The organism is Colwellia sp. BRX10-9 (assembly GCF_014077405.1).
In the GTDB taxonomy this organism is placed as follows: domain Bacteria; phylum Pseudomonadota; class Gammaproteobacteria; order Enterobacterales; family Alteromonadaceae; genus Colwellia_A.
Map to the genome: position 1 here is coordinate 1 of NZ_JACGVV010000160.1, position 236 is coordinate 236.

Here is a 236-nt window from a genome sequence, read left to right on the forward strand (position 1 = left end):
TACACTTTTACACCCAATGACAACTTCAACGGTGCCGTGCCAGTGATCAGTTACACCATTACCGATGGTGCTGGTGACACAGAAATTTCAACTTTAACAATTTCAGTAACTCCAGTGTCAGATTTAAGTGATGATAGTGAAACTGTCACGATAGCTGAAGATACAACCGCCACGGGCAATGTGTTAGATAATGCTGAAACAGCAGACGGTCCAATGACCGTCACCAGCTTTACTGT

1 protein-coding gene is annotated in these 236 nt (G+C 43.6%); it reads left to right on the forward strand.

Annotation, left to right across the window (positions count from 1 at the left end; translation table 11 throughout):
- Positions 1–236, forward strand: a 236-nt coding sequence (locus H4J69_RS19845; protein ID WP_182252067.1) for an Ig-like domain-containing protein, incomplete at both ends; no start/stop codon positions are given.